At 67.8% G+C, this 18,401-nt stretch carries 20 protein-coding genes; 10 read left to right on the top strand and 10 right to left on the bottom strand.

From position 1 onward, the window contains the following. Positions 1–141: 141 nt before the first annotated feature. The 9 genes from Q0J54_RS07970 to Q0J54_RS08010 form a co-directional block, all read right to left on the bottom strand. Positions 142–3,375: an efflux RND transporter permease subunit gene (locus tag Q0J54_RS07970; RefSeq protein WP_296304936.1), complete on the bottom strand. Its 3,234-nt coding sequence runs from the start codon at positions 3,373–3,375 to the stop codon at positions 142–144. After that, on the bottom strand, positions 3,372–6,497 hold the full coding sequence (locus Q0J54_RS07975; protein ID WP_296304937.1) for an MdtB/MuxB family multidrug efflux RND transporter permease subunit: 3,126 nt from the start codon (positions 6,495–6,497) through the stop codon (positions 3,372–3,374). The genes Q0J54_RS07970 and Q0J54_RS07975 overlap by 4 nt, the downstream gene beginning before the upstream one ends. Before the next feature lie 118 nt (positions 6,498–6,615). Continuing rightward, positions 6,616–7,785: an MdtA/MuxA family multidrug efflux RND transporter periplasmic adaptor subunit gene (locus Q0J54_RS07980; RefSeq protein ID WP_296304938.1), complete on the bottom strand. Its 1,170-nt coding sequence runs from the start codon at positions 7,783–7,785 to the stop codon at positions 6,616–6,618. Further along, positions 7,782–9,083 (bottom strand): HAMP domain-containing sensor histidine kinase, encoded by a 1,302-nt coding sequence (locus tag Q0J54_RS07985; protein WP_296304939.1) that lies wholly within the window; start codon positions 9,081–9,083, stop codon positions 7,782–7,784. The genes Q0J54_RS07980 and Q0J54_RS07985 overlap by 4 nt, the downstream gene beginning before the upstream one ends. Then, positions 9,080–9,787, bottom strand: a complete 708-nt coding sequence (locus tag Q0J54_RS07990; protein WP_296304940.1) for a response regulator transcription factor — start codon at positions 9,785–9,787, stop codon at positions 9,080–9,082. Before Q0J54_RS07990 ends, Q0J54_RS07985 begins: the two co-directional genes overlap by 4 nt. 81 nt (positions 9,788–9,868) lie before the next feature. Next, a complete protein-coding gene (locus Q0J54_RS07995) occupies positions 9,869–10,249 on the bottom strand; it encodes a NirD/YgiW/YdeI family stress tolerance protein (RefSeq protein ID WP_296304941.1) in 381 nt (126 codons plus the stop codon). 216 nt (positions 10,250–10,465) lie between these two features. Then, positions 10,466–10,858, bottom strand: coding sequence for a NirD/YgiW/YdeI family stress tolerance protein (locus Q0J54_RS08000; protein ID WP_296304942.1), 393 nt, complete (start codon positions 10,856–10,858; stop codon positions 10,466–10,468). A 34-nt stretch (positions 10,859–10,892) separates the two neighbouring features. Beyond that, on the bottom strand, positions 10,893–11,312 hold the full coding sequence (locus Q0J54_RS08005; RefSeq protein WP_296304943.1) for a NirD/YgiW/YdeI family stress tolerance protein: 420 nt from the start codon (positions 11,310–11,312) through the stop codon (positions 10,893–10,895). 28 nt (positions 11,313–11,340) lie between these two features. Then, positions 11,341–11,724: a YgiW/YdeI family stress tolerance OB fold protein gene (locus tag Q0J54_RS08010; RefSeq protein ID WP_296304944.1), complete on the bottom strand. Its 384-nt coding sequence runs from the start codon at positions 11,722–11,724 to the stop codon at positions 11,341–11,343. Between the two features lie 186 nt (positions 11,725–11,910). Between Q0J54_RS08010 and Q0J54_RS08015 the strand changes: the two genes are divergently transcribed. Further along, positions 11,911–12,141, top strand: a complete 231-nt coding sequence (locus Q0J54_RS08015) for a hypothetical protein (protein WP_296304945.1) — start codon at positions 11,911–11,913, stop codon at positions 12,139–12,141. Positions 12,142–12,194: 53 nt separating this feature from the next. Here the strand turns inward: Q0J54_RS08015 and Q0J54_RS08020 are convergent, their stop codons facing one another. Next, entirely contained in the window at positions 12,195–12,872 is a 678-nt protein-coding gene (locus tag Q0J54_RS08020) for a helix-turn-helix transcriptional regulator (protein WP_296304946.1), read from the bottom strand. Between the two features lie 254 nt (positions 12,873–13,126). On the opposite strand from Q0J54_RS08020, the gene Q0J54_RS08025 reads away from it, so the two are divergent. From Q0J54_RS08025 to Q0J54_RS08065, 9 genes are all read left to right on the top strand, one after another. Beyond that, complete coding sequence (locus Q0J54_RS08025) at positions 13,127–13,345, top strand: hypothetical protein (RefSeq protein ID WP_296304947.1); 219 nt, start codon at positions 13,127–13,129, stop codon at positions 13,343–13,345. Beyond that, entirely contained in the window at positions 13,332–14,039 is a 708-nt protein-coding gene (locus Q0J54_RS08030) for a Mor transcription activator family protein (RefSeq protein WP_296304948.1), read from the top strand. Before Q0J54_RS08025 ends, Q0J54_RS08030 begins: the two co-directional genes overlap by 14 nt. 385 nt (positions 14,040–14,424) lie before the next feature. After that, entirely contained in the window at positions 14,425–15,105 is a 681-nt protein-coding gene (locus Q0J54_RS08035; protein ID WP_296304949.1) for a glycosyl hydrolase 108 family protein, read from the top strand. A gap of 2 nt (positions 15,106–15,107) precedes the next feature. Beyond that, the gene (locus Q0J54_RS08040) at positions 15,108–15,419 is read left to right on the top strand and encodes a hypothetical protein (protein WP_296304950.1); all 312 of its coding nucleotides are present in this window, start codon (positions 15,108–15,110) and stop codon (positions 15,417–15,419) included. 17 nt (positions 15,420–15,436) lie between these two features. Next, positions 15,437–15,817, top strand: coding sequence for a DUF2730 family protein (locus Q0J54_RS08045; RefSeq protein WP_296304951.1), 381 nt, complete (start codon positions 15,437–15,439; stop codon positions 15,815–15,817). Beyond that, a complete protein-coding gene (locus Q0J54_RS08050) occupies positions 15,817–16,122 on the top strand; it encodes a hypothetical protein (protein WP_296304952.1) in 306 nt (101 codons plus the stop codon). The genes Q0J54_RS08045 and Q0J54_RS08050 overlap by 1 nt, the downstream gene beginning before the upstream one ends. A 45-nt stretch (positions 16,123–16,167) precedes the next feature. Next, positions 16,168–17,511, top strand: a complete 1,344-nt coding sequence (locus Q0J54_RS08055; RefSeq protein WP_296304953.1) for a terminase family protein — start codon at positions 16,168–16,170, stop codon at positions 17,509–17,511. Position 17,512: 1 nt separating this feature from the next. After that, complete coding sequence (locus Q0J54_RS08060; protein WP_296304954.1) at positions 17,513–18,136, top strand: hypothetical protein; 624 nt, start codon at positions 17,513–17,515, stop codon at positions 18,134–18,136. A 46-nt stretch (positions 18,137–18,182) separates the two neighbouring features. Then, complete coding sequence (locus Q0J54_RS08065; RefSeq protein ID WP_296304955.1) at positions 18,183–18,395, top strand: hypothetical protein; 213 nt, start codon at positions 18,183–18,185, stop codon at positions 18,393–18,395. Positions 18,396–18,401: the final 6 nt, after the last annotated feature.

Raw genomic sequence — 18,401 nt, forward strand, 5'->3', positions numbered from 1 at the left:
TTTGTTTGCAAAACAACTGTCATGGGGCTTTCGTTTTTTGGCAAGCCCTCTGTTAACTTTCAATTTACAATCTGCCATGCCGGGAAAGGATTCTTGATGGAATGCCGCGCACAAGGCAAACAATTTTCCTCCGCTCTTCCCTCAGGACCGCCGGGACAGGACGGCCAGCCGGGCCGCTCGGGCGGAGCCGTAGCGCAGCCGCCACCAGCGCCGCCGCAGGCGCAGGCGCAGCCTGTCCAGACAGAGATAGACCACGGGCGTGGTATAGAGCGTCAGCACCTGACTCACCATGAGCCCGCCCACGATGGTGATGCCCAGCGGCTGGCGGATCTCCGCCCCGTCGCCTTGCCCCAGCGCCAGCGGCACGGCCCCCAGGGCCGCGGCCATGGTCGTCATCATAATGGGCCGGAAACGCAGGCGGCAGGCCTCGTAGATGGCTTCCTGCGGCGGCAGCTGGCGGGTGCGGGCGGCATCCAGCGCAAAGTCGATCATCATAATGGCGTTTTTCTTGACGATGCCGCAGAGCAGCAGCACGCCGATAAGCGCGATGACGCTGAATTCCATGCCCACGGCCATGAGCGCCAGCAGCGCTCCCCCGCCCGCCGACGGCAGGGTGGAGAGGATGGTGATGGGGTGGATGAGGCTCTCATAGAGCACGCCCAGCACGATGTAGAGCGCCACCAGCGCCGCCAGGATCAGCACGATCTGGTTGCGTATGGTCTCGTTGAAGAGTTTGGCCGTGCCCTGGAAGCTGCCCACGATGGTGGAGGGCATGCCGATGCTCACCCGCACGCGGTCGATGGCCTCCTGAGCCTGCGAGAGCGACGCGCCCTCGGCCAGGTTGAAGGAGAGCGTCACCGCGGCGAACTGCCCCTGGTGCGCCACCGAGAGCGGCGCGAAGCCCGGCCCCACTCCGGCCACGCTCAGGAGCGGCACAAGGCCGTCCCGACCGGGCAGATAGACCTTTTGCAAGGCCTCCTGGCCTTCCAGCCAGTCAGGCATGAACTCCAGCACCACGCGGTACTGGTTCTTGTCCTTGTAGATGGTGGAGACCTGCCGCTGGCCGAAGGCATTGTTCAGGGCGCTGTCCACATCATCCATCGTCAGGCCCAGCCGGGCCAGCGCGTCGCGGTCCACGCTGAGCAGGGTCTGGAGACCCCGCTCCTCGATGTCGCTGTCCACATCCTTGAGGATGGGGATGGTCGCGAACGCTTCCTGCAACTTGCGGCCCCAGGTGCGCAGGGCGTCCAGGTCGTCGGCCTGCAGGGTGTACTGATACTGCGCGTTGGAGCTGCGGCCGCCCATGCGCAGATCCTGCGCGGGCTGAAGGAATATCTGCATGCCCGGTTCGGAGGCGAGCTTGCCCCGCAGACGGCCGATGACCTGCATGGCGGAGATGCCGCGCTCCTCCAGCGGCTTCAGGGCGATGAACACGCCCCCGCCCCCGCGCGAACCGGACATATGCCCGGACACCTGCTCCACGGCCGGGTCCTCCTGGATGATCCGCATGAGGCGCGGCATCTTTTCCTGGAGACTCTGGAAGGAGGCGCTCTGATCGGCCCGCATGCCGCCCATGATCACGCCCGTGTCCTGCGTGGGGAAAAAGCCCTTGGGGACCACCATGTACAGCCAGACGTTGCCCGCCATGACCAGCAGGAGCGACAGCATGGTCAGGCGCGGATGCCGCAGCACCACGGCCAGGCTGCGTTCGTAACCGCGCTGCATGCCGCCCAGCAGCCCGCCCCACCACAGCCCGAGGCGCGTAAACAGGCGGGAGGCGATACCGCCCCGCCGCTCAAGCCGTCCGCTGCGCCGGGAGAGGTCCTCCTCGTAGGGGCGCAGGTAGCGGGCGCACATCATGGGCGTAGTGGTCAGCGACACCACCATGGAAACGAGCACCGCCGTGGTCAGCACCACGGAGAACTCCCGGAACAGGCGGCCCACGATGCCGCCCATGAAGAGGATGGGGATGAAGACCGCCACCAGCGACAGCGAGATGGAGATGACCGTGAAGCCCACCTCCCGCGCCCCGCGCAGGGCGGCCCGGAGCGGCGTCTCCCCCAGCTCCATGCGCCGGACGATGTTCTCCAGCACCACGATGGCGTCGTCCACCACAAAGCCCGTAGCCACGGTGAGCGCCATGAGGGAAAGGTTGTCCAGCGTATAGCCGCACAGGTACATGACCCCGAACGTGCCGATGAGCGATACCGGGGCGGCCACCGCCGGGATGGCCGTGGCACGGCCGTTGCGCAGGAAGAGGAAGACCACCAGCACCACCAGCGCCACGGAGAGCAGCAGGCTTTTTTCCACCTCGGCCAGCGAGGCGCGGATGGTGATGGAGCGGTCCATGCGCACGGTGAGATCCGCGCTTTCCGGCAGCCAGGCCCGCAGTTGCGGCAGCATGGCCTTCACCCTGTCCACCGTCTCGATGATATTGGCGCCGGTGGCGCGGAACACCATCAGCAGGATGGCCTGTCTGCCGTTGGAGAGGGCCATGTTGCGCACGTCCTGCGAGCTCATCTCCACCGTGGCCACGTCGCCGAGGCGGATGACGGCATCCCCCTTGCGGGCCACGATGAGCCGTCGGTAATCGGCCACGTCCGAGATCTGGTCCGCCGCGTCCACCAGCCAGAAGCTCTTGTCGCTCTCCACCATGCCCTTGGGCAGATAGGCATTGGCCCCGCTGATGGCCCGCCGCACATCCTCGCTGCTGACGCCCGCCCGGCTCAGGGCGTCGGGGATGAGGCGCACACGCACGGCGGGCAGCGCGCCGCCGCCCAGGGTCACCTCGCCCACGCCGGGGATCTGGGCGATCTTCTGGGCCAGCACCGTTGAGGCCGCATCGTAGAGCTGGGAGCTGGTCAGCACCTCCGAGGTCACGGACAGGATCATAATGGGCGCGCCCGACGGATTCACCTTGCGGTAGGTGGGATTGGACGGCATGGTCGGCAGGGTGGAACGTGCCGCATTGATGGCCGCCTGTACGTCGCGGGCCGCGCCGTTGACGTCGCGGTCCAGATCGAATTGCAGGATGACGCTGGTGGAACCGAGGCTGCTGCTGGAGGTCATCTCCGTCACCCCGGCGATGCGCCCCAGGGCGCGCTCCAGCGGCGTGGCCACGGTGGCGGCCATGGTCTCCGGGCTGGCGCCGGGCATGGAGGCCCGCACCACCACCACGGGCAGATCCACTTCCGGCAGCGGGGCCACGGGCAGCAGGCGAAAGGCGACGATCCCCGCCAGCGCGATGGCCAGGGTCAGCAGCGTCGTGGCCACGGGCCGCCGGATGAAGGGAGCGGACAGGTTGACCGGCAGGAACTCCGGGCCGAAGCGATGCCGCCGGGCCGTGCCTTCGCTGTCGAGCTCCGGCTGTTTCATGGCCGCTCCTCCGCGCCTCGTCCCTCGGCGAGCATGCTGGAGCGGTGACGCCGGAACCTGATGGCCAGCCGGTCGAACCAGAGATAGATCACCGGCGTGGTGAAGAGGGTCAGCACCTGGCTGAAGATGAGACCGCCCACCATGGTCACCCCCAGGGGCCGCCGCAGTTCCGCGCCCATGCCCCAGCCGATCATAAGCGGCAGCGCGCCCAGCAGGGCCGCCAGCGTGGTCATAAGAATAGGCCGCAGCCGCAGCAGGCAGGCCTGACGGATGGCCTCCTCAGGGCTCTTGCCCTCGCTGCGTTCGGCGTCGAGGGCGAAGTCAATCATCATAATGGCGTTTTTCTTGACGATGCCGATGAGCAGGATGATGCCGATGATGCCCACCACGCCGAGCTCCATGCCGCCCAGCATGAGCGCCAGCAGCGCGCCCACCCCGGCCGACGGCAGGGTGGACAGGATGGTGACCGGGTGGATATAGCTCTCGTAGAGCACGCCCAGCACGATGTACATGGTGATGATGGCCGCCAGCACCAGCCAGACCTGATTGGTGGTGGAAGACTGGAAGGCCAGCGCCGCCCCCTGGAACTGGCAGCGCAGGGAAGCGGGCAGATGCAGTTCCCGTTCGGCGTCCAGCACGGCGTCCACCGCCGCGCTGAGGGACGAGCCCTCGGCCACGTTGAAGGAGATGGTGGCCACCGGGAACTGGCCCTGCCGGGCGATGGAGAGCCGCACGGCGCGTTCCTCCATGCGTACCAGCGTATTCAGCGGCACGGGCTGCCCGTCCGAACTCTTCACATAGATGTTCTCCAGCGCGCCCGGCCCGTTGCGGAAACGGGGCGCCGTCTCCAGCACCACCTTGTACTGATTGGTCTGGGTGAAGATGGTGGAGATGAGCCGCTGGCCCAGCGCATCGTACAGGGCGTTGTCGATATCGCTCATGGTGAGGCCGTAGCGGCCCGCGCTGTCCCGGTCGATGTCCAGCCAGAGCACGCGCCCGTAGCCCTGCAGATCGCTGGTCACATGGTCGAGCTCCGGGCGCTCGGCCAGAGCGTCCACGATCTTCGGCGTCCATTCCTGGAGCTGCTCCCGGTCCAGCGCTTCCACCGTGAACTGATACTGGGTGCGGGATACGCGGTCCTCGATGGTCAGGTCCTGCACGGGCTGCATGTAGAGCTTCAGGCCCGGCCGGGCGTCGGCCCGGGCCATGATGCGGCGGGCGATCTCCGGCGCGCGGGCGTCACGGTCGGCCAGCGGCTTGAGGTTCACCGTCAGCCGGGACGTGCCCAGACTGGGATTGACCCCGTCCACCCCCACGAGAAAGACCACGCTGTCCACGGCCGGATCGGCCAGGATGAGGTCGGAGAGCTCCTTCTGGCGGCGGGTCATGGCCGCGAAGGAGGAGTCCTGCGGCGCTTCGGCTATGCCCTGGATGACGCCCGTGTCCTGCGTGGGGAAAAAGCCCTTGGGTACGACGATGGAGAGGAAGACCGTCAGCGCCAGCGTGCCCAGCGCCACCAGCAGGACCAGCCCCTGATGGGCCAGCACCCAGTCCAGCTTGCCGGCGTACCAGCGCAGCAGTCGGGCAAAAAAGCCGCTCTCCGCCTGCTGCTTCTCATGCCGCATGGCCTGGGGGTGCAGCATGGTGGCGCAGAGCATGGGCGTGAGGCTCAGGGAGATGCCCGCGGAGATGAGGATGGTCACGGCCAGCGTGACCGCGAATTCCCGGAACAGCCGTCCGGCCACATCGCCCATGAAGAGCAGCGGGATGAGCACCGCCACCAGCGAGAGCGTCAGGGAGATGATGGTGAAGCCGATCTGCCCCGCGCCGCGCAGGGCCGCCGGCACGGGCTTCATGCCCATTTCCAGATAGCGGGAAATATTCTCGATGACCACGATGGCGTCGTCCACCACGAAGCCCGTGGCGATGACCAGCGCCATGAGGGTCAGGTTGTTGAGGGAGTAGCCCGCAAGGTACATGACCCCCAGCGATCCCACCAGCGAGAGCGGCACGGCCAGCGCCGGGATGATGGTGGCCGAGGCATTGCGCAAAAACAGCCAGATGACCCAGATGACCAGCGCGATGGAGAGCAGAAGCTCCAGCTGCACGTCATGCACCGTGGCACGGATGGTGGTGGTGCGGTCGGTGACCACGCGCACCTCCACGTTGCCGGGCAGGGTCTTCTGGAGTTCCGGCAACAGCGCGATGACGCTGTCCGCGACCTTGATCACGTTGGCTCCCGGCTGCCGCTGCACCGAAAGGACGATGGCCTGCCGGAAGGCCTCGCCGTCGCCCGCGGCGTAGGCCGAGAGCCGGGCATTCTCCGCGCCTTCCACCACGTCGGCCACATCCTTGAGGCGCAGAGGCGCGCCGTCCTTGTAGCCTATGATGGTCTGCGCGTATTCCGCGGCCGAGGCCAGCTGGTCGTTGGCGTCGATGGTGCTGGCGCGCTCCGGCCCGTCGAAACTGCCCTTGGCGCCGTTGACGTTGGCCGTATTGATGGCCGAGCGGATGTCGGCCAGGGTCAGCCCCGCCGCGGCCAGGGCCTTGGGATTGACCTGCACCCGCACGGCGGGCCGCTCACCGCCGGAAAGCGTCACCAGCCCCACGCCGGAGACCTGGGAGATCTTCTGCGCCAGCCGGGTGTCCACCAGGTCTTCCAGCCGGGTCATGGGCATGGCGTCGCTGGTGACGGCCAGGGTGATGATGGCCGGGTCCGCCGGATTCACCTTGTTGTAGACCGGGGGATTGGGCAGGTCCGACGGCAGCAGGTTGTCCGCCGAATTGATGGCCGCCTGTACTTCCTGCTCGGCCACGTCCAGCGGCACGGAAAGATCGAACTGCAAGGTGATGACCGACGAGCCCGCCGAGGAGAGGGAGGTCATCTGCACAAGGCCCGACATGCTGCCGAACTGCCGCTCCAGCGGCGCGGTGACCACGGCGGAGGTCACTTCCGGGGACGCGCCGGGATAGAGCGTCTGCACCTGGATGGTGGGATAATCGATCTGCGGCAGGGCCGAAATGGGCAGGTAGCTGTACGCCAGCAGGCCCGACAGCAGCAGTGCCGCCATGAGCAGCGAGGTCGCAATGGGCCGGAGGATAAATATGCGGGAAAGATTCATGGCTGATCACGAGGTTCGGGTCAGCGCCGTTCCGTCCGGCGGCGGGACGCCCAGCCGGCGCGAAGACGTCCGGCGGCGGAGCGGCACAAAGGCGCGGGACGGGCCGCAGGTCCTGTCCCTACTGCACTGGCTCGGCGCGGGGCGTCTCCATGCTGGCGGCCACGTTGACGGTGATGCCGTCGCGCAGACGGTCCAGCCCGTCCACCACCACCACTTCGCCGGCTTCCAGCCCCTTGTCGATGACCGCAAGCTGATTGGTGGTCACGCCCGGCGTCACGTCGCGCACATGGGCCACGTTGTCCGCATCCACCACATAGACGTAGGAACCGCGGCTGCCCAGCTGCACGGCCGCCGCCGGCACGGTGACGGCATCCTTGAGCAGCTTGACCATGACCCGGGCATTGACGAACTGCTGCGCGTACAGCAGGCCGCCGTCGTTGGGGAAGAGCGCCTTGAGCTTCACCGTGCCGGTGGCGGAATCGATCTGATTGTCCATGGAGAGGAGCTCGCCCACGGCGATGAGGCCCTTCTGTTCGCGGTCCCAGGCCTGCACCAGGGGACGCCCCGCCTCCCCCTTGCGCGCGGCGCGCAGGGCTTCGCGCACCAGCGGCACGCGGTTTTCCGGCAGGGTGAAGAGCACATGGCAGGGCCGCGTCTCGGTGATGCGCACGATGCCCTCGCTGTCCGAGCTCTTGATCATGTTGCCCTCGTCCACCTTTTTCAGGCCGAGGACGCCGCCCACGGGCGCGGTGATGCGGCTGTAGGTCAGCTGGAGGGCCGCGGCCTCAACGGCGGCCTTGTCCGCCGCCACCACGCCCTCGTACTGCCGCACCAGCGCGCGCTGGGTCTCGTACTGCTGGGCCGACACATAGTCGTTCTTCACCAGCTTGGTGTAGCGTTCAAGGTCGCTGCGCGCATTGGCGAGCTGGGCCTGGTCGCGCAGCAGATTGCCCCTGGCCTGCGCCAGTTCGGCCTCGAAGGGACGGGGGTCGATCTCGGCCAGCAGGTCGCCCGCGGCTACGCGGCGGCCTTCCGTGAAGTGCAGCTTGACGAGCTGTCCGTCCACCCGGCTGGTGACCAGCACGTCGCTGGACGGCTCCACCGTGCCGAGACCATTGAGGAAATAGGGCATGTCCTGGGCCAGCGCCGTGGCCACGCGCACGGGCGGCGCATCGGCCGCCATGCGGGGGCCGCCCGGCCCGGACGCAAAAAAGAAACGGTAGACCGCCAGCAGGACGGCGCAAAGAAGGACAAGGCGGATCAGTCTGCCCCGTGCGGGAAGTTTCATACGGCGTGCTCCGGCTGCCCACTGGGAAAGCGCACCGTAAAGACGGCTTCCCTGTCGGCGACGTTTTCCTGTCGGATTCTCCAGCCCATCTGTTCGCAGGCGCGCAACGCCAGCGACAGCCCCAGCCCGCTCCCCACGGGTGTCGGCGCGCCGCGCTGATGCGGCGCGCGGACGCCTCTTGCAAAGACGTCCAGGTGTTCCGGGATATGGCCCTTGTTGCGGATGCGGAAAAGGCCATCCTCCACACTCACCAGAACCTTTCCATCTTCGGTGTATTTTCGTGCGTTGTCCAGCAAATTCTTGAAGATGATGCGCGCGAGCCCTTCATCGCCCACGGTGAGGACGCAGGCCGGTCCGTGCAGGCTGACGCCGGCATCCCCGGCGCAGAGCTCGCGCACCAGCGCGGCCGCGTCGATGGTCTCGGGCACGATGTCCTCCGGCCGGCGGGCCAGTATGAGCAGGCTGCGCACCACGTCGCTCATGCCCAGCACCGTCCGTTGCAGCCGTTGCAGCACGGGCATCAGCGCCTCGCCGCCCTCCCGTCCGGCAAGGCGCAGCTCCAGCACTTCCAGTCCGCCTTGCAGGACGGTAAGCGGCGTGCGCAGCTCATGGCTCACGTCGCCGGTAAAAAAGCTTTCGCGCTGCATGTAGCGCACGAGGTCCCGCTCGCGGGCGGCGATGGCGCGGGCCAGCACGCCCACCTCGTCATCACGGGCCTCCTGCGGCAGGGCCGGCAGGCTGCCGGGCTGCTCGCCCTGCTCCACGGCATGCGTGAGCTCCGTCAGCGACCCGGACAGCCGGCGGGAAAGCACGATGCCCAGCAGGCTGGCGGCCACAAGGCTCACCCCCACGCACAGCAGGAAGAGGCGGAGCGTATCGGCCTGCAGGGAACGGAAGGCCCCCGTGCTGCCGCTGAGCGAGTAGCGCAGCCCGTCCCGCGTGGTCAGCAGCGCGAAGCCCGCCCCGTTCTCCAGCAGATGCAGCCCGTCGGTCAGCGCCTGCCAGGCCGGCGGGACCTGCTTGCCCACCAGGAAGTCCAGATCCATGCTGTCGGCCAGGTCCGCTCCCCAGTAGAGCACGCGGCGTCCGTTATCCTCGGCGTAGAAGGCGCGCTCCTCGGCTTCCATGAGCAGGCGCATGACCGGCCGGGCATTGACTTCCAGCAGATGCCGCCCCAGCCGCTCATAGGCGACGAGGCCCACCACGATCATCACGCCGCCCATGCCCACGGTCAGCAGGATGAAGGCGAGCAGCAGCCGTCGCCGGATGCCGAAGCGTCGCGGACGGGACGTCGTCACGCCTCCTCCCTGCCGTCGGTCAGGCGGTAGCCCACATGCGACACCGTCTGGAGCAGCGGCACGGCAAAGGGCTTGTCCAGCACCTGCCGGAGTTCGTGGATATGGGTACGCAGGGCGCTGCCGCCCGGCGGATCATCCCCCCAGAGGGCCTGCTCCAGCTCCTCGCGGGGCAGGAGCGCCGGAGCGACCCGCATGAGTTCGCAGAGGATGCGGAAGCCCGTGGGGCTGACCCGCAGTTCGCGACCCTGCCGGCTGACGCGATGCCCGGCCACGTCCAGCACCACGTCCGCGTAGCGCAGCTCGCCGCTGCCGCCGCGGGCCGTTCCCTGCGCGCCACGTCCGCGCGCCCGGATGAGCGCCCGGATGCGCGCCTCCAGCTCCTTGAGGGCAAAGGGTTTGACCAGGTAGTCGTCCGCGCCGGAATCCAGCCCCAGCACGCGATCCGGCACGGTATCCCGAGCCGTCAGCATGATGATGGGCGTGCGGCAGTCGTGCTTTTCGCGCAGGGTGCGGCACAGGGTGATGCCATCCATGCCGGGCAGCATCACGTCCAGCACGAGGCAGTCGAAACGGCCGGCAAGCGCCTGCTCGAGGCCGGCCCGGCCGTTGCGGGCGCAGTCCAGCTCATAGCCCAGCGGTTCAAAGAAGGCATAGAGCATGGCAAGGATGTCTTCATTGTCTTCCACCAGCAGCAGTGCAGGCATACGGGCCTCCCGCGCATCGCGGCAGAAAGGGTGTCGCAGCCGCCCGGACGCTGCCGGCATCCGGGCGGTTCCCGGTCCGGGTCAGGGCCGGGGGCCTTCGTCCAGGATGGCCAGGCCTTCCACCTCCACCTCGTTGGGACGCTTGGAACTCCATTCCACCTGTCCCACGATGCGGATGCGTGTCTGTGGCGTCACCGTCAGATGACCAAAGGTCTCGTCCTCTATCTCCACCACCACGCTGCCGCTCTCGTCCCGAAAGACGTAGCGGTCCTTGCGCTGGGGCAGTTTTTCCACAAGATGGCCTTCGAGGATGCACGGCACGTCGTCATAGGCGTCGGCCACGTCGGCCGCCCGGGTCACCATGCCGGCGGCCGGGCCCGCGCCCGGTCCTTCAAAACCCGCGGCCATGACGGATGTCGCTCCGCCGAGGCAGAGCATGAGCAGCAAGATGGCGATTCGCATGGGGGGCTCCTGTCGTCAACCGGAAAGGCCTTCGGCATGGTGTCGGAGGGCCGCAGGCCTCAGCGTTTCGTATTCTTCTCCCGACGCCGCCGGGGGCGCGCGCCGGCCAGGGACCGCGGGGCTCGCCGCCCCGCGGAGGAGCCGTCGGCCGACGCATGCCGGACGGCCGACGGCCACGGGAGATGCGGCAGGGCGGATCCCGCCGCCGTCAGGAGGCTACTTGAGGATTTCCAGCACCTTCACGTCCACCTTGGCCGGCTCCATCATGCCGTCCTTGTCCATCTTGCCGGAGAGGCGCACCCGGGTCTCCGGGGTGACCGTGCGGCCGGCAAAGACGCCGAAGTCGATCTCCACGATGATCTCGCCGGTGGCGTCCTTGAAAAGATACTTGTCGTCGCTGCCGGCATAGCGCTGCACGATGTTGCCCGTGAGGATGACCGGCGCATCATCCCAGCATTTGAGCGCCTTGGCCACGGTATCGGCCTGTATGCCCGCCGTCGGTCCCTGAAAACCGCCCCCCTGTCCGGCCCCCGGCCCCTGGAAGCCCGGTTGGGCAAGGGCGGGAGCGGCCAGCGCCAGCACCAGCAGGGAAGAAAGCAGAATCTTCATGACAAACTCCTTTTTGATCTGGTTTCCGAGGGCGTTACTTTATGACTTCCAGGAACTTGACGTCAATCTTGGTGGCCTCGAACATCTCCTTGTCCACCTCGCCGGCGATGCGCACGGTATTGGCCGGCGTCACGGTCTTGCCCCAGAAAAGCTCATGGTCGATGTCCACGATGATCTGGCCGGTGGCGTCGCGGAACATGTACTTGTCGTCGCTGCCGGCCAGCCGTTCCACGATGCTGCCGGTCAGCACCGCGGGCGACTCGTCCCAGGCCTTGAGCGCCTTGGCCACGGTATTGTTATCCGTCCCGCCGGTGGGCCCCTGGAAGCCGCCGTACGAGGCGGACGGGCCCTGATAGCCCGGCGCGGCCTGGCCAGGGACTGCGCCGTCCGGCTGCGCGGCAAAGGCGGGGACGCTCAGCGAGAGCGTCAGCAGGAGAAGGGAGAAGATCTTCATACAGACAACCTCTTTTTTGATTTGGATTCTACTTCAAAACTTCAAGGAGCTTGACGTCGATCTTGGTGGGATCGAACATGTCCTTGTCCACATCGCCGGAGATGCGTACGGTGTTGGCCGGCGTCACGGTCTTGCCCCAGAAGAGCTCATGGTCGATGTCCACGACGATCTGACCGGTGGCGTCGCGGAACATGTACTTGTCGTCGCTGCCGGCCATGCGCTGCACGATATTGCCGGTCAGCACCACAGGAGCGTCGTCCCAGGCCTTGAGCGCCTTGGCGACGGTGGTGACCCCTGCCGAGGACGTCGGGCCCTGGAAGCCGCCATAGCCGCTGCTCGGCCCATCGTACGCGGCAAGGGCGGGAGAAGAAAGACCACAAACGAGCGCAAGAGCGGGAAGAAAACGACGCATGATAAGCCTCCATGATGTGTTGTGGCGGTATCGCCTTGTGTTCATGCAGGCAAACTAGCGCCACCAGCGTCAGCAAGGCGTCAGGACGTCAAAAAATATTTTGTCTGGTAAAAAGACAAAAAATTTCCGGCTCATCGGGGCATTTCCCGCTTGCCCCTCCCGCGCCCGGCTGATACAGTCCCTCCCATGAAAGAACTGGACCCCCATACCATACGCCCCTGCCTCGCCTGCGGCGGCGTCGACGTCCATCTGGAATCCATGCGCCCTCCGGGACGCCGGGACGATGTGTGGCGCGTCGTCTGCTCCTGCGGGCAGACCTCGCAGCAGTGGTCCGTCTCCCAGGGGGCGGCCATCCGCGCCTGGAACCGCAACCTCGGCAGCGAGCACTGTGACGGCGGTACGGCAAGCCGGCGCTGACGGCATCCGCTTTCCATTTTTTGCGGGGCGCTTCCGACGGGGGGCGCCCTTCGTCATTCCAGCTCCCGGCCCACCCAGACGGCCCGCCCGATGATGTGCACAAGATCGCCCAGCTGGTCGCGCGTGTCCGCCTCAATGGGCGCGTAGGCCGGATTGACGCTGCTCAGGATCAGCTTGCCCGGCACGGCATTGACGATCTTCAGGTAGATCATGTCCTCCACGCTGACGGCGTAGATGCGCCCCGGCCGGGGTTCGCGCTGATCCTGGTCGATGAGCACCACATCATTATGGCAAATGTCCGGCTGCATGCTGTCGCCCGAGACCCGCAGCAGCACCATACGCGACGGATTGCCCTTGCGGCGGAGGAAGTCATGCCGGAAGGCATAATGCCGCAGCACCTCGCTCCCTGTTTCCAGACTGCCGCCGCCCGCCGACAGGCGCGCCTCCACGAGCGGCACCATGACCAGATCCTCCTCCCTCTCCGACGGGCGGTCGGGGTCGCCGCGCCCGGCCAGCAGCCAGTCCAGCGAACAGCGCAGCACGCCGGCCAGCCGCACGGCGAATTCCCCCTTGGGGAGCTGCCCGTTTTCGTACTGCTGAATGGTCGTCAGGCTCACCCCGATGCGGGCGGCCAGCTCCTGCTTGTGCAGCCCCTGTTCCTGCCGCCGGCGCCGCAGCCTTCCGGCAAACGTGGTCCCCAGTCCCGGCGGCGTGCCGCATGTCATCGTCATATCCCCTCCTTTGCCTGAAAAAACGACAAATTATTTCAATTATAAAGGAAAAGTTATAAATTTTTCTTTTGAACTTTTCCAAAAAAACATATAAACAGATACCTGTTGTTCGAAAATGCTAGCCAAGAAAACCGTATAGCGCAAGGCCCGTCCGCCCCTGGCGTGAGCACGCCCCCCCGATGGCGGGAAAACGCCGCATGGCAACAGGAAAACTTTACAACCGACCCGCTTTTCGGGTCCTTCCGGGAGGAATCATGCACCAGCTGCCCTACCATCTCGAAACCGTCAGCGATGTTCTTGATGCGCTGGCCCGTGACAATGCCAGCGAACGCCCTCTGCTGGCTCTGGCCGCCTGCCATCTGCGCCTGCTGGCCAGCCTGGCCGTGTCCGGCGGTCCGCTGCCGCAGTCCCCGGCCCGTGCCGCCGCCGTGACGGTCCGAGCCGTGCGGGAGGCCGGCCATGTCGTGCAGTAGTCCCGCTCTTTCCAGCCGCCCGCCGCAGAGCCAAGCGCGCCCGGAGGCCCCCCGTCCACCGCTGGGGACGGGCAGACCGTCCCTGGCGCACGGCACAGGCGTCCGCCACCGGGAACGCCCTGTGGCGGCGACCGCCGCCGTACGTCCGCCCGAGCGCCTCGCCGCCGCGCAGCCCGTCGCGGCCCTCCTGCCCCCGCCGTTTGCCGATACCGCCGCAACGGACGTCTGGCAGGCGCTGCGACGGCATCTCAGCCCCAATGCCCGGCTCATCCTGCGCGTGCTGAACGAGGACGGCACGGCCTTCACCCGGCTGCTGCGCCATTACGGCGGCCAGGCCCTGCGCATCCCCCGCCGCCCGCCGCCGGCGGACCATGCCTTGCGGCGGACGCTGGGCACGGACAGTCTGCGCCGCCTGATGGAGACTTTCGGCGGAACGGTCATCTATGTGCCGCGCTGCCGCCACCTGCTGGCCGCCGTGCAGCGCATCCGTCTTGTGCGGCAGTTCAGCCGCCATACCGCCTGCGGGACCTCCGGCTGCGCCGCCGTGCGGCATCTGGCCCGACAGGAAGGCCTCAGCGAACGGCGCATCTGGCAGATACTCAAGACCGCCGATGCCCTGCCCGAGGCCGCCGCCGCCCTTCCCGATCTGTTTGCCGGGGAGGACAGGCCGGCCGGAGCGGAACTGCCCGCCTGAGCGCGTCCGCACGGCACGCCTGATCCCCTGCCTGACAAAACCTGCGGGGAAAGCCGGCCCCCGACGGCGCAGGCTTCCCCGCGCCCCACGCCGGCTCCGCCACATCCGCTCCCTGCCCCCTGCCCGCTCCGGCGGGCATTATTTTGCATGTTCTGCTTGCGGCCTTGTATACCCTGCCCCCTGCCCGCTCCGGCGGGCAGTTTGCCGCCGGCGGCATGCCCGGCCGCCATCTCTTCATCCCCCGTGTTTTCCCGGCGTCCGCAAAACCGCGCTCCGCCACGCCCGGACGCTACAGAAGTCTTTCAGTCTTACGCCGGACGCCCTTTCGGGCATGGTGCACCTGTCCGCGGGGCTCACCCCGCCAACGTCAACCAGGAGCGCAGCCATGCCCACAGCCTTTGAACGAGCCCATGCCTTTACCGCCCGCTGGGAGGGCGGCCTTGTGGACCATCCCGATGATCCGGGCGGCATCACCAACCACGGCGTTTCCTTCCGCTGGGTGAAGGATCTGGCCGAGGAGGCCCGCCGCCGCTGCCTGGGAGAAGGCCGCCACTGCGAGAACTGCTCGCGGCAGGGCGGTCCCCGCTGCGAGATGCGGGCGCTTGATATGGATACGGACGGCGACGTGGACGCCGACGATATCCGCGCCTGCACGAAGGAGCAGGCCGCCGCGCTCTTCCGGCGGCATTTCTGGGACAAACTCGCCTGTGATGCCCTGCCCCTGCCGCTGGCCGTCACCCTGTACGACGGAGCCGTGAACATGGGCCCGGCCAGAGCCGTACGCCAGCTGCAAGCCGCGCTCAATCTGGTGGGCGAAAACCGCCTCGACATCTTTGAGCCGCTGGACGAGGACGGCATCCTGGGGCCCAGGACCCGCGAAATGGCCCAGGCCATCGCCCGCATCGACGCCGATTTCTATACGGCCCGCCAGAGCCTGCGCCAGCGCGACGCCTTTTACCGGCAGCTGGCGGCCCGCCGGCCGTCCATGCAGGCCTTTCTGAACGGCTGGCGCAACCGGGTGAAAGCGCTCGGCGAGTATCTGGCCGAACTGGAGCGGGAGGTCTAGCCATGTGGAGCGTACTGGCCGGACTGGCCGCCGGACTGGGTAAGGGCCTGCGCGGCCTGCTGGGCGACGACGCCAAACGCGCCGAGGCCCAGAGCCGTCTCAACGAGCGCGAGGTGGAAGGCGCGCCCCCCAGCCGCCTGCGTCTCTGGCGCTCCTTCCTCGGCTGGGTGCTGAGCCTGCTTTTCGTCTGGGAAGTGGCGGGCCGGCTCGTGCTCGTGCCGCTGCTGGCCCCGCAATGGGGCGCGCAGCTTCCTCCGTCCACCCTTGACCAGATTATGAGCCTGCTGCTCGGCATGCTCGGTCTGGGCTTCTGACCCGTGAGGATCTTTTCATGGAAAGCATACTGCATTCCTCGGCGGCCTCGCTGTTCATCCTCGCCGTTCAGGCCGCCGTCGTCTGGATCTTCTGGAGCCTGCGCCGGGCCTTCGTGCGGCAGAAGGAATTCCAGGAACAGCTCCAGCGCCAGAGCCGTTACGAGAACGCCGTCAGCCGCCGCCTGCTCACCCTGGAACAACAGGTGCGGCAGGTCCCCGGCGAAAAGCGCCTGAACCAGCTCCACAGCGAACTGGCCGGCCTGCGCGGAGACATCATGGCCCTCAATGCCCGCATCACCGGGCTGGATCAGCTGCTGAGCCGGCTGGAGCGCAGTCTGGAACGGCAGGAGGAGCGATTGCGGCCGCTCCCGGCCCGCCATGCCGGGGAGAGCATCTGATGGCCGCCGTCAGACGAAACAGCGCCGCCCCCGCGGCCGGACGCAAACGGCCGGATGCCGTGGTCCGCAGCCTGGAACGCCGCCTGCTCACCCTGACCAGCGGGCTGGACAGCGCCGACGTGGCGGAAAAGGGCATCGACGTGGTGAAGGAGATCCGCGAACTGCACGCCCTCTTGCGCTCCCTGCACGAGAACACGGACGACGCGGCCCCTCCGCCCCCGCTGGAGGTGCGCTGGCTGGAGCAGCCGCCCCCGGATACCGCCCCCGCGCCCACCGCCGGCCCAGCCGCGTCGCTCAAGACCTGATCGCCGCCATTGCCCCGACCTCTTAACCTCAGCCCGGAAAAGCGCATGTCCCACGTCATCCCCTACTGTCCGCGCCCGTTGCAATGGCAGTTCCACAGCCGGCGTACCCGCTTCTGCGTGCTGCTCTGCCATCGCCAATTCGGCAAGACCGTGGCCGCCGTCAACGATCTGCTGCGGGCGGCCCTGCGTTCCGGCAAGAGCGACTGGCGCGCGGCCTATGCCGCGCCCTTCCTGGGGCAGGCCAAGGCCGTGGCCTGGGATTACCTCCGCCGTTTCGCCGGAGCCGTGCCGGGCACGCGCTTCCATGAAAGCGAACTGCGCTGCGATCTGCCCACCGGCGCACGCATCCGTTTATACGGGCTGGACAATCCGCACGCCCTGCGCGGCCTCTACCTTGACGACATCGTGCTGGACGAACCGGCGGACATGCCCCGCAGCGTCTGGTCGCAGGTCATCCGGCCCATGCTGGCCGACCGGCAGGGACGCGCGCTCTTCTGCGGGACCCCGCACGGGACGGACAACCTGCTGCACGATGTCTGGGAGCAGGCCGGACGGGAAGGCGCGGCCGGCGGCTGGAGCCGCTTCCGCTTCCCGGCCTCGCGGACGGGCTATCTGCCCGCCGCCGAACTGGCGGCCGCCCGCCGCAGCATGGACGAGGCCGAATACCGGCAGGAATTCGAATGCTCCTTCGCGGCGGCCGTGCGCGGAGCCTATTATGCGCCCCTGCTGGAACAGGCCGAGCGCGAGGGTCGCCTTGGCGACGTGCCCCATGCGCCGGAACTGCCCGTGCACACGGCCTGGGACCTCGGCATGGATGACGCCACGGCCATCTGGTTCTTTCAGGTGGAGCCGGGGGGCGTCTGGCGGGTGCTGGATTATTACGAGGCCAGCGGCGAGGGGCTGGCCCATTATGCCCATGTGCTGGAGAGCAAGTCCCGGCCTGCCGGACAAACGGACGCGACGGCGGACGGACAGGACGCCGCCCTCCGCGGGCGCGGCTTCCGCTACGGCCTGCACATCGCTCCCCACGACATCCGCGTGCGCGAGCTGGGCACGGGCAAGAGCCGTCTGGAGTCCGCCGCCGCCCTGGGCATCCGCTTCGTCACGGCCCCGGCCCTGCCCGTGGCCGACGGCATCGACGCCGTGCGCCGCCTGCTGGGGCGCTGCCGCTTCGACAGCACCCGTTGCGCCACGGGACTGCGGGCCCTGCGCGCCTACCGCCGCCGCTGGAACGCCCGGCAGGAGCAGGCCGGTCCCGGCCCCCTGCACGACTGGACGAGCCACGCCGCCGATGCCCTGCGCTACGCGGCCGTGGGCTGGAGGACGGAAACCGATCTTTCCGCCGGGCCCCGCCGGGCCCGTACCCACTACGACATCTTCGGAGACTAATATGGATATGCCCTGCCGTTATCGCCCCGTCCTGCAACAGGCGGAACGCGACGCCCTGTTCTTCCGCATGCGGGAGGAAGGGCTCACCCCCTGCGCCATGTACGCCTGTCAGCGGCCCAGCCTGCGCCGCTGGCGACACATCACCCGGCCCCGCCACGGCCTGCTCCTGGTCTGCGAACAGGCGACCGCCACGCCGTCCGCGGCGCTCCCCGCCCCTGCCGCCGCTCCCGCCGCCCCTGTCCTCCGGCCGGCGGACAGCGCCGCGCCCTCCCTGCCGGATACCGACGGCATCCTGGCCGTAGGCCTGTTCAGCGGCTGGCGTGGACAGGTGGCGGAATTCGACTTCACGGTCTTCCGGCAGCACTTTTCCCGGGCCGTGCCCATCGCCCGGGGCGCTTTCCAGTGGATGTTCGCCCACACGGACGTCTCCGCCATCATGGGCCTTTGCCCGGTCAGCAATGCCCACGCCTGGCGGCTGGCCACGGCCTGCGGCTTCCGCGAGCTGGCCCGCCTGCCGCGCGCCTGCTGGCTGGCCCGTCGCCGCCGCCATGTGGACGGCGTGCTGGTCTGCTGCACGCCGGACAGTCTGGCCGCCGCCGGACAGGACGATCATCCGGCCGCCTGATGCGGCCGGCTCTTCCCTTCATCATCACACGCCCGAGGAGGTTCTTATGGGATTTGGAGGAGGCGCCAGCACGCCCAGCGTTCCCGCCGTCACCCCTGCGCCCAAGCAGGAAGTGCAGAAACCCGTCACCGAAGCCGCCACGGCCGCCCGCCAGAGCCAGAAGGACAAGGCCAGCAAGGCCGCCGGCATCCGCGGCGCCATCTACACCAACCCGCTGCGCTCCGAAGGGGCGAGCGGCAAGACCCTGCTGGGACAGTAGGAGTAC

Origin of the sequence: uncultured Desulfovibrio sp., assembly GCF_944324935.1 — a bacterium.
Classification (GTDB): domain Bacteria; phylum Desulfobacterota; class Desulfovibrionia; order Desulfovibrionales; family Desulfovibrionaceae; genus Desulfovibrio.